12 protein-coding genes are annotated in these 13,152 nt (G+C 68.5%); 4 read left to right on the forward strand and 8 right to left on the reverse strand.

The genetic code is table 11. The annotated features are described in order from the left end of the window. The 7 genes from MJ785_RS10870 to MJ785_RS10900 all read right to left on the reverse strand — a co-directional run. On the reverse strand, positions 1-1,211 hold a 1,211-nt coding region (locus tag MJ785_RS10870; protein ID WP_239380654.1), incomplete at its 3' end, for a serine/threonine-protein kinase. A gap of 28 nt (positions 1,212-1,239) precedes the next feature. Beyond that, positions 1,240-1,635 (reverse strand): metalloregulator ArsR/SmtB family transcription factor, encoded by a 396-nt coding sequence (locus MJ785_RS10875; protein WP_239311049.1) that lies wholly within the window; start codon positions 1,633-1,635, stop codon positions 1,240-1,242. A 61-nt stretch (positions 1,636-1,696) separates the two neighbouring features. Next, the gene (locus tag MJ785_RS10880; RefSeq protein WP_239345543.1) at positions 1,697-2,455 is read right to left on the reverse strand and encodes an SDR family oxidoreductase; all 759 of its coding nucleotides are present in this window, start codon (positions 2,453-2,455) and stop codon (positions 1,697-1,699) included. 146 nt (positions 2,456-2,601) lie between these two features. Further along, positions 2,602-3,339 (reverse strand): YceI family protein, encoded by a 738-nt coding sequence (locus tag MJ785_RS10885; RefSeq protein WP_239311047.1) that lies wholly within the window; start codon positions 3,337-3,339, stop codon positions 2,602-2,604. A 376-nt stretch (positions 3,340-3,715) separates the two neighbouring features. Then, positions 3,716-4,438, reverse strand: a complete 723-nt coding sequence (locus MJ785_RS10890; RefSeq protein ID WP_239311046.1) for a DUF305 domain-containing protein — start codon at positions 4,436-4,438, stop codon at positions 3,716-3,718. 7 nt (positions 4,439-4,445) lie between these two features. Continuing rightward, positions 4,446-5,906 (reverse strand): FHA domain-containing protein, encoded by a 1,461-nt coding sequence (locus tag MJ785_RS10895; protein WP_239311045.1) that lies wholly within the window; start codon positions 5,904-5,906, stop codon positions 4,446-4,448. Positions 5,907-6,087: 181 nt separating this feature from the next. Then, positions 6,088-7,875, reverse strand: a complete 1,788-nt coding sequence (locus tag MJ785_RS10900) for a glycoside hydrolase family 15 protein (RefSeq protein ID WP_239311044.1) — start codon at positions 7,873-7,875, stop codon at positions 6,088-6,090. Between the two features lie 407 nt (positions 7,876-8,282). On the opposite strand from MJ785_RS10900, the gene MJ785_RS10905 reads away from it, so the two are divergent. Beyond that, positions 8,283-8,654, forward strand: coding sequence for a hypothetical protein (locus MJ785_RS10905; protein ID WP_239380655.1), 372 nt, complete (start codon positions 8,283-8,285; stop codon positions 8,652-8,654). A gap of 104 nt (positions 8,655-8,758) precedes the next feature. On the opposite strand, the gene MJ785_RS10910 is transcribed toward MJ785_RS10905, so the two are convergent. Beyond that, entirely contained in the window at positions 8,759-8,962 is a 204-nt protein-coding gene (locus MJ785_RS10910; RefSeq protein ID WP_131745275.1) for a hypothetical protein, read from the reverse strand. 503 nt (positions 8,963-9,465) lie between these two features. On the opposite strand from MJ785_RS10910, the gene MJ785_RS10915 reads away from it, so the two are divergent. The 3 genes from MJ785_RS10915 to MJ785_RS10925 are packed head-to-tail and all read left to right on the forward strand — an operon-like array spanning position 9,466 to position 13,086. After that, positions 9,466-10,701 (forward strand): glycosyltransferase family 2 protein, encoded by a 1,236-nt coding sequence (locus tag MJ785_RS10915; protein WP_239311041.1) that lies wholly within the window; start codon positions 9,466-9,468, stop codon positions 10,699-10,701. 25 nt (positions 10,702-10,726) lie between these two features. Further along, positions 10,727-11,473 carry a bifunctional 2-polyprenyl-6-hydroxyphenol methylase/3-demethylubiquinol 3-O-methyltransferase UbiG gene (locus MJ785_RS10920; RefSeq protein ID WP_239372257.1) on the forward strand — a complete coding sequence of 249 codons (747 nt, stop codon included), beginning with the start codon at positions 10,727-10,729 and terminating at the stop codon, positions 11,471-11,473. Positions 11,474-11,523: 50 nt separating this feature from the next. Next, entirely contained in the window at positions 11,524-13,086 is a 1,563-nt protein-coding gene (locus MJ785_RS10925) for a hypothetical protein (RefSeq protein WP_239380656.1), read from the forward strand. Positions 13,087-13,152 lie beyond the last annotated feature (66 nt).

The raw sequence follows: 13,152 nt of genomic DNA on the forward strand, positions 1-13,152 counted from the left end.
GGATAGGGCGAGACCGGTGACGATGGCACCGACGATGGCGACGATGGCGGCGGTGGCGCGGGCGGGTCAGACGGGACGAGCCCCACGGTGCCACCGACGTCGGGCGGTGACGGCACCGCGGCCGCCGGATCGCGCGGGGCGTGCTGGGCGGGCGCCGGGCGCCGGCCCGACTGACCGCCCTCCGCGGATCCTCTGCGCAGCCGTCTCGCCGATTTCCTCGGCTGGGCTCCCGCCGTCCCCGGCGGCCTGGTCAGGCTGGTGGCGTCCGCACCGCCCATCAGGACGGCCCGCAGCGCGTCGGCGCTCGGGCGTTGGGCCGGGTCCTTACACATCGCACGCGTGACAAGTTCGCGCAGGTCGTCCGGGATGCCGGTGAGGCGTGGCTCGTCGTGGATGATCCGGTAGAGGATCACGTCGGTGGGTCCGTCGCCCCAGGCCGAATGGCCGGTCCCGGCGAAGATGACGACACTGCCCCAGGCGAACACGTCCACGGACGAGGTGACAGGCTCGTCGACTATCTGCTCAGGAGCCATGTAACCGGGCGTGCCGATCGGCTGCGCGCCGACATGGCTGATATTGGTCAGGATGTTCGACGAGCGGGCGAGCCCGAAATCGATCACCTTGGGGCCGACCGGTGACAGCAGCACGTTGGACGGTGTCAGGTCCCGGTGGATGATGCCGGCGTTGTGGATGGCGCTCAGCGCGGTCGCGACGCTCAGCGCGAGGTGCTCAAGGTCGGCGGGCCGCAGCGGGCCGCGGGCGCTGACCATTTTCGACAGGGTCGGTCCCTCGACGTACTCGGTTACCAGGTAGGGCTGGGGGCCGTCGGGGTCAGCATCCAGTACCGCGGCGGTCGCGAAGCGCTTCACCTTGCGGGCGCTTTCCGCCTCGCGCCGGAAGCGGGCGCGGAACTCGGGGTGCTCGGCGAGATCCGGGCGTATTACCTTGATCGCTACCCACTGGCTGTCCTGGCGGGAGGCATCGTGCTGGGCGGGATCCTGGTGGGAGGCGAGGAAGACAGCGCCCATCCCACCCTGCCCGAGGCGGCCGGCGATGCGATAGGGCCCGAGCTGGCGAGGGTCCTCCGGACGAAGCGGGGCCACGACATTGCCCGACACGGGCGGTGGCGTCGTTCCCGGCACGGCCGCACCCCCCGGAAACGCTCCGATTCCTGTTGCTTCGATTGTGCCGCCACGGTACGCCACGCCCATGTTGGGACGTCCGCAGCCTCGTGGAAGCTCAGCCGGGCACGCCGCCATCCGTGAGCCCACTCGGCATGATTATGTTACCGAGAGCGGCCAGCCGCGCGGGAACAGTCCGGTAGTAGGACCACACACCGCGCTTGTCGCGGGTGAGCAGACCGGCGTCGACGAGCACCTTGAGATGGTGGCTGATGGTGGGCTGAGTCAGGCCCAGCGGTTCGGTCAGTTCACACACGCACGCTTCGCCGCCGGCATGGGCGTAGATCAGTGAGAGCAGCCGCAGCCGGGTCGGGTCGCCCATGGCCTTCAGGACGCCGGCAAGCTGGGCGGCCGCCTCGGCGGACAGCGGCTCGCGGGCAAGCGGCGTGCGGCATGCCCAGTCCTCGTTCGCCAGCGCCTCCGGTCCGGAACGGGCATGGGTCGCGGCCATCATTGCAGCATGCCCCGATTATTGACAGCCGTCTATGAGTGCCTGGCAACAGGGGTATCAGGGGCTACCCGGGGAGCATGCGTGCCGGGCGCATCACGACCTCGGTGACGGTGGTGCGGATGGGCAGAGCGAGCACCGCTGTCACCATTTCGGCCACGTCCCGCGGTGCCATGAGTGTGTCCGGCGCCCAGGACGGGCCGCCGGCCTGGACCACTTGGCGCTGCATGGGGGTCGCTGTCCGGCCGGGGAGCATCGTGCACACCCGGACGCCCGCGTCGGCGACCTCCGCGCGCAGGCTGTCGGCGATGGCCCGCAGCGCGTGCTTGGTGGCGGCGTACTGGCTGATGTTCGGGCTGGCGGTGATGCCCTGGGTCGAGTTGACGAAGATGATGTCTCCGCCTGAGCGCCGGCCGGCGTCGAGGAGTTCCGGGAGCAGGAGCTGGGTGAGGGCGTAGGGGGCACGGACGTTCACCGCGTACTGGTGGTCGAGGTCGCTGATGTCCGCTTCCGCCACGGGCGAGCGCTGGTAGGCGCCGGCTGAATGGATCATGATGGACAGACCGCCGGGCAGCTGGCGGACGGCCGCGGCGAGCTCGGCTCGGGCATCGGTGTCGGTGATGTCAGCCGGGTGGAGATGTATCTCGACCTCACGGCGGTCCGCCGCCGCGGCCAACTCGTCCAGAGCCCGTCGGTTCCGGCCGGTCGCGACGACCGACGCCCCCGCGACGGCGAGCCGCACGGCGATGGCGCGCCCGATCCCGCTGGATGCTCCGGTTACCAGCGCCGTGCGACCGACCAGCTCCGGTTGCCGCTTCGCGGTCATGCGCCGACGAGGTGGCCCGGAAGGAGACCCAGGAGGTGGTCTGGAACGAGACAAAGCCCCGCCCGCATGGTGGCGAGAGATCGAGTGTCTTGGTCGGCTACGGGCACAGCCGGCCATGGTACGCCCAATGCGTCATCGTCTCGGGATCAGGCTTTGGTGAACACGAGCCCAACTTCCATGATTCCATTGTCCTCGGTTTTGATCTCACTGAAACTCGGGTTGTTGATATTGTAATCGGCGAACACGACCGGGATCTGCCCGCTGATCAGGATTTGCGCGCCCGACCGCTGTGTGGTGAGCGGGATTGTGACTGACTTGGTGACGCCGTGCAGGGTGAGGTCACCGGTTGCCTGGTAGGTCTTTTTCTCGCCAGCACCGGGCACCGAGCCGAGGTCGATCGGTTTGGTCAGCGTGAAGCTGGCTGTCGGGTACTTCGACGTCTCCATGATCCGTCCACGGAACTGGTTGTCACGTTGTGACTGGTCGCTGGCGACGGTGGTCATGTCCGCGGTAAACCCGGCGGTGGGAACGGTCGTTCCAGAAATGATCATTTGTCCGGTGACGTCTGAGGTCCGGCCGACCGCGGTGGTGCTTTGCCCGAACAGGACTTCTTTGACGCGGTACCCGGCCTGCGAGCCGCTGGTGATTTTCCAGGTGCCATCCACTGATCCGCTGGTGGTTCCGCCGCCCGCGCCGCTCGCCTGCGTGTCAACGGACAGTTCGGCCGGGGGCGTGCTTTCGATGAAATTGATGTAGACAAACGGCCCGCCGACCAGGAGGACGACCGCGATGATCCCACCGATGAGCAGCCCCTTCAGCCAGCGGGGGCGTTTTTTTCCAGGCTGCGTCGGTTGGCCGGTGCCCTGTGTGGTGTCAGCTGCCATGAATGACTCTCCGTATCCGGACAGTAAAAATTGGTCAGAATAATTCCTTTATAGCCGACTTCTTGTGCGCCGACTTAGAGCGCCCGAGGATAGGACTGTCCGGCTCGCGGCTCCCCGCATCCCGCCCGGCCGCGTTGTCGTCGGTCGGCGCCCAGCACCAGGGCGCCTTCCTCCGCCGCCTTGCCGGATCGGGCGCGGATGAGCCGCTCACTGATCGAACGCCCTATCCTCGGGCGCTCTAATGACGTGGAGTAGATGCCGTGGGGGCAACGTCAGGAAAGTCCGAGCCGATGGACAGGTGTGGTCTGTGTCGGCACGGGGCGCAGGCGGGTTGTCCGCCAGCGCGGCCAGAAGGTTCGCGCGGGCTGCTGGCGGGTCAGGCCGGGGGCACGCCCATGGCACGCAGATCGGCCTGCATCTGCTCGATCTCGGCTGCCTGGTTGATGACCATCGCTCGGGCCAGCGCGCGCACGTCGGGCTCCTCGGCGCGGGCCGCGGCCTCCTGCGCCATCGTGATCCCGCCGCGGTGGTGGCGGATCATGAGGGTGAGAAAGAGGGCGTCCAGTTCCCGCCCGGACGCCCCGGCCAGCTGGCTCAGCTCCGTGCTGGTGGCCATGCCAGGCATGCGCACGGCGTCCGTGGCGGCCCCGCCATGTCCGGAGCTGTCATGGTCCAGGTGCACGGACCGCATCCAGCGCATCGGTGGGTCAGTCGAGACCTGTGGCAGGCCCCACTGGGTCAGCCACGCCGACATGATGCCGATCTCCCGCTGCTGGGTGAGCGCGACGTCCGCGGCGACGCCTCGTTGGGTCGCGTCGGCACCGCCGCGGAACTCGACCATCGCCATCTGGACAGCCTGAGCATGATGGGCGGACATGTCGCGGGCGAACCCCGCGTCCACGGAGCCGTCGCCGGGGGGCCGGTCAATGATTCCCCGCAGGCCCGCGCCAGCCGCCAGCAGCGCGACCACCAGGGCGAGCGCCAGCGGCACCCAGCGGGACGCCCGGCGTAACCTCACCGTCCGGTCAGCGTCCCCACCACTGTCACCGTCGCTGTCACCGGGGCCGCTGCCGTCGCTTGTCCTGTCGCCGCTGGCCATGTCGCGTTCAGACCTGCATCCGCGAGTTGAACACGAACGTCCGCTTGCCCACCTGGACCCGGGTACCGGGGACGAGCGGAGCGGGCTCGTGCGGGTTCAGCGGTGTCCACACGGTCGCCTCGGGCGGGGCGATGTAGGTGCCGTTCGCTGAGCCCTGGTCCGCGATGACCGCGTCCCACCCACTGAGCGTGATGATCGCATGGACGCGGGACACCGCGCTCTCGCCGTCCTCGACCATCAGCGGACGCGCGCGGCCCGCTCGCACGGCTTCGTCCCGGTCGGGCTGCCTACCGATCACCAGGTCCTTGTCGACGTCGATGGCCGTGCCGTCGTCGAAGACGATTATCCCGATTGTCGGCCGGGGGCCCCAGACCGGCTTCCCGGTCTGTTGGGCCAGGGACAGTCCGCATTCTGTGCAGTACGGCGCGGCGGGGTGATTGAAGTGGCTGTTGGCGCAGAGGATCCCCTCGACCTGAGCTTCGGACTGGCCGGGCAGCATGGTCGGGGCGTCCTGGTCGTCGAACAGGTCGGCGACGTCGAGACCGCGGCCGGGCAGCTCCGTGAGCGCCTCGCTCTCGGTGTCCTCCATCCGGGCCGCTGAGTCACGTCCGGCGAGTTCGGCCGGTGGTTCGTCATCGGCGGACGTGAGAGCGGCGAAGTCCGCGGCCTGCGTGGGCTGGCCAGCTGCTCGCCAGCGCGCCGCATCGTCGATGTCCTGGCTGTTCAGGGGTGCCAGGGCCGGTGGCGCCGTGGACATCGACGACACCGACTGCGGCCCGGCGCCGGGGGACGCGCCCGCCGCCGGCTCGCCGCCCGCCGCCGGGATCGGTGCCGCCGAGGTCATCGGGTCGAGTGGCCCGCCGATCTCGGCCAGGAACTCCTCCTCAGCGCCTCTGGGTACGACCGCCGCCGGTGAGTCGGAGGCCACCAGCGTCGCCCCGATGCCGGGCACGGCACCGATCCGCAGGTCCAGCGGGAAAGCGTCACCTCTGGGGTCGCTTGTCACGCCATCGGCGCCGACGATGCCGGCTGGTCCGAGTGTGCCCACCGGCCCGATGTCGAGCCGGGCGACCTCGGCGGGCAGCAGGCGGTCCACCCAGGTGGCGGATTCGGCTCCGGACAGCGCGAGCGGGGTCGGTCCGTGGGCGGCCAGTTCCATCGAACCGTGGATCAGCGCGGCCAACCGGTCGCCCACCCCAGCCACCAGGGTGAAGTCGGGCACGGCCTCTGGGTCGGCGTCCGCGAGCAGCCCAGCGACCCGGCGTACCAGCCGGCGGCCGGTACTCGACGCCGGCCCCGAGTCACTGGCGACCTCAGCGCATAGTGCCAGTAGCGTCTTGGCTACTTCGTGTGTTTCGGGACGCCCCATCCGGGCGACGACAAGGACCCCCGGCAGACGGACCACCACCCCGGCATCCGCTCCGCGTCCGGTCACCACCTCGACCCGGAAACGGTCAAGTCCCGCCATCGTCGCGCCCCTCGTCCATCGTCCCTGCATCGTCTTCAGCCCAGCGCTGGTGAGCCGGATGTACCCCACCCATCCTGCCGGTGGATCGGGTCACCCGTCAGCAACATGTCGGCTTCCAGCCGACACGCGGACGCCTGACGGCTCCTATGCCCGTCGGCGACCTCCTGTTATGGAGATCGTTCTAGCCGAGCGCCCGGTCCAGGTGGACGGCGGCGCTGATCAGGGCGAGATGCGTGAACGCCTGCGGGAAGTTCCCCAACGCCTCTCCGGACGGCCCGATCTCCTCGGCGTACAGGCCGACGTGGTTGGCGTAGGTGAGCATCTTCTCGAACACCAGCCGGGCCTCGGTGACCCGGCCCGCGCGGGTGAGGGCCTCGACGTACCAGAAGGAGCACAGGTTGAACGTGCCTTCGTCCCCGTGCAGACCGTCGCTGCCGTCGGTGGCGTAGCGGCGTACCAGGCTGTCGCTGACGAGGTCCTCACCGACGCGGTCGAGAGTTGACAGGAAACGCGGATCGGTGGGCCCGGAGAACTTCACCAGCGGCATGCACAGCAGCGAGGCGTCCAGCCTGGATGATCCGGGATGTTCCATATACGCGCCGCGGACCGGGTCCCAGGCCGCGTTCTGGACAAAACGGTAGGCGCGGCCGGCGTAGTCCTTCCATTCGTTCGTCGGGCCGGGCAGGCCGCGCTGGCGGGATATGCGGCACGCACGTTCAAAGGCCACCCAGGTCATCAAGGCTGAATAGGTGAAGCGCTGCCGGCCGCCGCGGGTCTCCCAGATGCCTTCGTCCGGTTCCTCCCAGTGTTTGGCGAGCCAGTCGAGCTGGCGGGAAAGCGCCTCCCACAGCTGGAAGGAAATGGGCGCGGCGAGCTTGTTGTACAGGTAGACCGAGTCCATGAGCTCGCCGTAGATGTCCAGCTGGAGCTGGCCGGCGGCGCCGTTGCCGATCCGGACCGGCCGCGAGCCACGGTAGCCGTCCAGGTGCTCGAGCACGATTTCATCAAGGTCGGCATTGCCGTCCACGCTGTACAGGACATGCAGGCCGTTATCTGCCTGGGCTTCGTGGCAGCGCTGTTCCAGCCAGTCCATGAAGGCGGCGGCCTCGTCGGTGAACCCGAGCGTCATCAGGGCGTATATGGTGAACGCGGCGTCGCGGATCCAGGTGTAACGATAATCCCAGTTGCGGATGCCGCCGAGTTCTTCCGGCAGCGATGTGGTCGGCGCGGCGACCAGCGCACCGGTCGGCCGGTACACCAGCAGTTTGAGAACGAGCGCTGAGCGGTTCACCATTTCCCGCCAGCGGCCGTGATACCGGCTGCGGCGCAGCCAGTTCTGCCAGTAGACCAGGGTGCGGTTGAACAGGTGCTCCGCCTCGCCTGCCACGAGCGGGCGGATGGGGGTGTTCCATTCCAGGACGACATCCGCGCTTTCTCCGGTGTCCAGCGCGAATGTCGAGGTGACGCCCTCTCCGTCGGGCACAAGAGGCACACAGGTGCGTAGTGTGAGGGTACCGACAGGGGAGTCGAACACCGCTCCCTGACCGTCGACGATCGTCACTGTATGTGGTGTGCGTCCGTAGTCGAAGCGCGGGTGGCAGCGCAGCGAGAACGCGGCTCGCCCGCGGACGGCCCGGGCCTGGCGGACGATGACGTGCGGTGCTTCGGTGACGTCGCTGTCGACCGGGACCATGAAGTCGACGACCTCCCCGACGGCCTGCGGCGCGAGGAAACGGGTCATCGCCACGTTGGAGTCCGGCAGGTAGAGCTGCTTGGTGCGGGAGCCGGGACAGTGGATGCGGAATGCTCCGCCGCGTTCGGCGTCGAGCAGGCTGGCGAACACCGAGGGGCTGTCGAAGCGCTCTGGGCAGTACCAGTCGATGGTGCCGTTGGTCGCGATAAGTGCTACCGTGCGCAAATCGCCGATAACCGCGTGTTCCTCGATGGGGGGATAGTCGGTGTCGCGCATGGGTGGCCTCCGGGTGAGCGCCAACGGATCGTTCGTTCCAGCCGCTCCGCGAACGTACGCCCAGCCAGGGGATTGCGGGCATCAACTCCGTGAAGTGTCGGGCGATGCATGGCCGAGCATTCGGCGCCGGAGGCGTTCGGATCTGTGACCACGTGTGTGTCCAGGCCCTATGGCCGGCTGGCGTCGGCAGGCGCCCGTGACAGCCGCCACCCATATCACTCTACGATCACGCTATGCCGGCGCAGAGACCAGCGGCACCCGATGGCCGAGGCGGTCTCGTCATGTTCGCCAGGGGAGATCGGGTATCTCCAGTAGATGATCTTGGTGGTGGGGTCTGGTCGCGCTGCGGAACCGTGCTGGCGGTACACACCGCACCGCGCCGTGGGCCAGGGCCGGGTGACGACAGGGTGCGGGTCGAGACGGTCGGCTGGGTACCGCCAAGCGCGGCCCGCGCGACGGTTCTCTGGGACGACGGCACGGCCGAGGTCATCGCGGAGGATCGGCTTTTCATGATTTATGATCAACAGGAGCCGATCGGCATCCGCGTCGTGACCGTCGCGATGCCGGCGCCCATCGACGTCGTCGAGCACGGTGGGCACGTCGTGCTATTGCTGCGCGAGGGGCTGCTGCCCCCGGACGAGGTCCAGTACCTGCGGGACAAACTGCGCAGAGTTCGTGCGTCACTTGCGCCGGAAAGCTCCGACGGTCGTTCGCCGACGGAAACCCGTCGGCGCGACCTCGAACTGCTCCGGGCGCTTATCGCCCAGTTGACGGGCTAGCCCCACATTTCCGCTTCGCGAAAATGTGGGGGCCCCGAGCGTGTGGGCTGGTCGTTGTTCGTGGGTCGCGCGGTCGCTGTTGGCGGCCGCGCTGTGGTGAAGCATCAGGATGTGGAGTAGGGGCCTGGCCGCACGGCCGGGCCACCGTAGGAGCTGCCGTTGAGGCTCCCCCGGGGGGGCTGCTCGGTCATGGCCTGACTGACCTTGGAGGCGATGGCTTCGGTCAGCCTGATCGCCTGCGTGAGCGACAGGTTGAGCACGATCTCGCTGTCATCGGTCATCGCGAAGCGTACCGACACATCCGCCATGGTGGTTCCTTTCTTCCTGCGTCGGCCGCGAGAGGCCGCGGTTGGTCCTCCACGATCCCTGATCGCGCTACCGCACCGGCAGGTACCCCCCGGCAGGCTTCGTTCCCCTCTGTTGATTTTCATGAATGATTTTACTGAGAATAATATTAATATTACTCACCGTCCAAAACCCGCGGTCCACTCCTGCGGCTCTTTCGCCTTAAGTGTTAGTACTGTCGCTGATGGTATCCATTGTCGATCACATCGGGAGGCTGGGTGACCGAGAATCGGGTGGCGTTGACGGACCGGCCAGGGCGTGTCTGATGGATCTTCAACCGTGCGGAGCGATGCCCAGCGGGCATCCTGCCGCATCGCTGCCCGTGGGCCGCTTCGCGCCGCACGGGGACCCCGGCTCGTCGCTCCGGGCAGAACACCGCTATCCGGGCCTGCTTCCGGGTCTCCTCGGCTGTGCGGGCCACTTGCTGGATCATCGCCCACATCGACCGCCATCGAGCAGACACTCCTTGGCCGCGGCCGCGATCACCGAACAGGGCCGGACGGGCCTGGTGAGCCCGGCCGGTACCGCCACCGGGCGTAGCACCGTGGAGATTTCCGTGGTGATGCCGTGCCTCAACGAGGTGGCGTCGGTCGGGACGTGCGTGCGTAAGGCCCTTGCGGGTCTTGCCGCGGCTGGTCTCGATGGGGAGGTGATCGTCGTTGACAACGGCTCGACGGACGGGTCGGCCGCGGTCGCGCGCTCGGTCGGCGCGCGTGTCCTGGTGGAGCCGCGCCGTGGCTACGGAAACGCTTATCTCGCCGGATTCGAGGCCGCTCGTGGTCGCTATCTGGTGATGGGCGACGCCGATGACTCATATGACTTTTCTGAAATTTCCCTGCTTGTCGAGCCGCTGCGGGCCGGTCGCGCCGACTATGTTCTCGGCTCCCGGTTCATCGGAAAAATCATGCCTGGCGCGATGCCGTGGTCACATCGTTATCTGGGTAATCCGCTGCTGACCGGGATGCTTAACCGGTTCTTTGGCCTCGCCTCGTCTGATGCCCATTCTGGGATGCGGGCGTTCACTCGTGTCGCGTACGAGCGGATGGGGCCGCGATGCGGCGGGATGGAGCTTGCCTCAGAGCTGATCATTTTGGCTGCCCGCGTCGGCCTGCGGGTCGAAGAAGTGCCGATCACGTACCGACCGCGGGTCGGTACATCCAAACTTCGTATGTTTCGGGATGGTTGGCGGCATGTGCGTTTCATGCTGTTGCTCGCGCCGCGTCACCTGTTTGTCGCCCCAGGGCTGATGCTGCTGGCGCTCGGTATCACCGGGCAGGTCGTGCTCTTGCCCGGAGTCCTCGACGCCGGCTTCCACCGATTCGGCGTCCAGCTCTGCGTGTTGTTCGCGATGGCCGCTGTCCTCGGCTGGCAGGCGGTGCTGCTCGGGATTTTCGCCGACACCTACAACCGCGGGCTGGGCCGGGCCGGGCACCCGCGCGGACTGCTCGCCTGGACGCACCGACGGTTCACCCTCGAGCGCGGTCTGGCAGCTGGTTGTGTGCTGTTTGTCAGCGGGCTGCTGGCGGGCACGGTCGTTTTCGGGCACTGCCTCGCCGCCGATCTTGGCCCGGTCAACGAGCCGCGGCCGGCGCTGCTGGCTATGACGCTGATGGTGCTCGGCGCGCAGAGCGTCTTCGCGTCCTTTTTCCTCCAGCTGCTGATAGCGGGCTGTCCCGGGCCTGACGCGGTGCGCCGGAAATGACCGCGGTGGCGACGGCGGGCCAGCAGTGATCCCCTTTGCCGCTGGTTGTGATCGGCGGCTGCTGGACAATCACCTGGGTGGCGCGGACGCGGTCAATTACCGGCGGTTCGAGCGTGACCTCGTCTCGCCGCACTGCGGCCGGCGTGTTCTGGAGATCGGGTCGGGCCTGGGAGACTTCGCCGCGGGCCTGCGCGGCTATGATCATCTTACTGTTTCGGACACCGATCCACTGTGCCTGCGGACGTTGCGTGACCGTTTCGCCGGCCGCGCGGACGTCGATGTGATCATGCTTGACGTCGCGGCCCTGACCGGGACCGAGCTGCCTGAGGGAGCCGCGCCCGTGCCGCGCCCGGCTGACACATTGATCATGATGAACGTCCTGGAGCACATCGAAGACGATGTGGCCGCGCTGCGAGGGCTGTCTCGTCTGGTGGTCCCCGGCGGTCGCGTTGTGCTGTGGGTGCCGGCGTATCCGGCGCTGTACGGCGAGTTCGACCGCATGGTCGGTCATTTCCGCCGCTACACACCAGCCACGCTGCGGCGGCCGGTGGAGCTGGCCGGCCTTCGCGTGGAGCGGATGCATCCGGTGAACCTGCTGGGCGCCTTCGCCTGGTGGGTGGCTGTCCGGCGAGCGGGCCAGCGCGGCGTGGACCCACGCCTGGTCCGCCTCTACGACCGGGTCGTCGTGCCGACCAGCCGTTTTGTCGAACAGCGGATGCGGGTGCCGTTCGGGCAGTCGGTGCTGTGCGTGGCGACCCGGCCCGTAACGTGATCACCTGCTGAGATGGCCGGCCGTGGCGGTGAGCGACCGATGGGACGGGCATGCCCGGGAGCGGGCCGGCAGCCGGTATGACCGTACGATCACCGCTGCGCACCGTTGTCGACATGCTCACCCCAACGCCGTTCGAGCGGGTGGCAGCGGGCGGTCCCGCCAGGCTGCCTGCCGCCGGAGAGACGGTCCCGGCAGGGCCCGGCCCGATGGTGCGGCGGCATGCCGGCCGGTTGTGGATGCGGCACCGCCTGTTCGTGTTGCTGCTCGGCGCCGGCACCGCGCTGCGCATCGCGGCGTTCGCCGCCTACTGGCCGGCGTTGGAGTTCTATGGCGACTCCTACTCCTACCTGCGTTGTGTCCGCGAGCTCAGCCCGGATCCGGTCCGGCCGTTCGGCTACTCCGCGTTCCTGTTCTTGTTCTCCTGGTCGCCGTCGTTGGCGGTGGTTCCCGCTGTCGCGCATCTGCTCGGTCTCGGGATCGGGTCCGCGCTGTACTACCTGGCGTTGCGGCGTGGCCTGCCCCGATGGCTGGCGGCGTCGGCTGCCGCGCCCGTGCTCCTGGACGCCTATCAGGTGGACATCGAGCAGATGGTCATGGCGGAGACGGTGTTCGCCGCGCTGCTGACCGCGGCGGTCGTATTGCTGCTGTACCGCCCGCGCCCGACCGTCGCCGTGTCCGCCGCCGCCGGTGTGCTGCTCGCCGCGGCTGCCCTCACCCGTTCGGTGGCGCTGGTGCTGGGAGCGCTCGCCGCCGGCTACCTGATCGCCCGCGGGGCCGGGGCGCGCCGCCTCATCGTGTTTGTCCTGTGCTGGGCGGCACCGTTGCTGGCGTATGCGGCGTGGTTCGCCGCCGTACACGGGAGCTTCGCGCTGCAGAACGTCGACGGGATGTTTCTCTGGGGCCGGGTCGCGCCGTTCGCGGACTGTGCCCGTATCGAGGTGGCGCCGCGGGAGGTCCCGTTGTGCTCACCGCATCCGCCCGAGGAGCGGCCCGGGCCGAACTACTATGACTGGGACGCCGCCAGCCCGCGGTACCACTTCCGGGCGTTCGACGCGGAGAGCAACGCGTTGCTCCGCGATTTCGCCGTCAAGGTGATCGCGGCACAGCCCCACCGGTACGCCGCTCTGGTGGCGCATGATGTCCTGCACTACTTCGCCCTGTCACGCCACGCTGAGCCACCCGACTGGTACCTCGGGAGCTGGCGGTTCCCGACCGGGCGGGTCGATCCGCGCTGGCACATCGACCTGGTGCTGCGGGACTTCAGAGGCGAGGCGGTGCCACGTCGGTACGATCCCTCGCTGGGTGGCCTGCTCCGGGGATACCAGGTGTTCGGGTTCACGCCAGGGCCGCTGCTCGGGGCCTGCGTGCTGGTCGGTGGGCTGGCCTCGATGGTCGCCTCCGGTTATGGCCTTGCCCGGGCACGCCATGACTGCCTGCTGCTGGTCGCGATGGGGCTCGCCCTGCTGGTGGTGCCCTGCGCGACCGCGGTGTTCGACTACCGCTACCTGCTGCCGGCCCTGGTCTGCTTACCGCTGGCGGGCGCGTTCGGGCTGAACCAGCTGCGGATCGTCCGGTTGCAGCTCCGCGGGGTCCGCCGCCGCTCCATCGGATGACGTGCGTGGCGTGAAGCCCGCGGGTGGCGGGCGGGGGATGCATGCACCGCGGCGCGTGGCGGTGGC

The organism is Protofrankia sp. CiT1 (genome assembly GCF_917627335.1).
Classification (GTDB): domain Bacteria; phylum Actinomycetota; class Actinomycetes; order Frankiales; family Frankiaceae; genus Protofrankia.